This is a genomic window from Arhodomonas sp. KWT, assembly GCF_010993615.1.
Genome location: NZ_WNXE01000635.1, coordinates 1 through 962 on the forward strand (window position 1 = coordinate 1; position 962 = coordinate 962).

At 69.0% G+C, this 962-nt stretch carries 1 protein-coding gene; it reads left to right on the plus strand.

The annotated features are described in order from the left end of the window. The coding region (locus G7A99_RS21315) for a TonB-dependent siderophore receptor (RefSeq protein WP_163143921.1) at positions 1–962 on the plus strand (962 nt) is incomplete at both ends.

Here is a 962-nt window from a genome sequence, read left to right on the forward strand (position 1 = left end):
ACCCAGAGCAACGACCGCGCCACCGGCTTCGGCACGGCGCCGACGCTGGACATCTACGACCCCGACAACAGCCAGTCCATCACCGACCCGGTGCGCACCGACTACGAGTCCGACTCGGAGCAGCTCGGTGGCTACCTCCAGGAGCAGGCGCGGGTCGGCTCCTGGGTGTTCCTGCTCGGTGGCCGTTACGACGACTTCGAGCAGATCTCGCGCACCGAGGGCAGCGAGACCGGCGACCTCGAGGACCACGCCTTCACCGGCCGCGCGGGCGCGCTCTACGAATTCGACAACGGCCTCTCGCCGTACGTCAGCTACATGGAGTCCTTCCAGCCCGAGACGGGCACCGACCGCAACGGGGAGACCTTCGATCCCACCCGCGGCGAGCAGTGGGAGGCGGGCGTGAAGTTCGTTCCCCCGGGCGAGAACGCGCTGGTGACCCTGTCCGCGTTCCAGCTCACCCAGAAGAACGTCACCACGCCCGATCCGGTGAACCCCACCTACAGCGTCCAGACCGGCGAGATCCGCGTGCGCGGTGCCGAGCTGGAGGGCAAGGCGAGCCTGGGCAACGGCCTCAGCGTCTCGGCCGTGTTCACCGTGCTCGACCCCGAGGTGACCGAGGCGAACGCCAGCGGCGCCGGTGTGAACCAGGAAGGCAACGCCCCCATCCAGACCCCGGAGCGCACCGGCTCGCTGTGGCTGGACTACGACGTCCCCGCCAGCGGCCGGCTGGGTGGCCTCGAGCTCGGTGGCGGCGTCCGCTACGTGGGCGAGCAGTACGCCGATTCCGCCAACGACGTCGAGGTCCCCTCGTACACGCTCCTGGATGCCGCGGTGCGCTACGACCTCGGCGCCTTCGACCGGTCCATGGACGGCTGGCGGATGGCACTCAACGTCAGCAACCTCACCGACAAGAAATACGTCACCTCCTGCTACGCCGACTACGGCTGGTGCTGGTGGGGCGA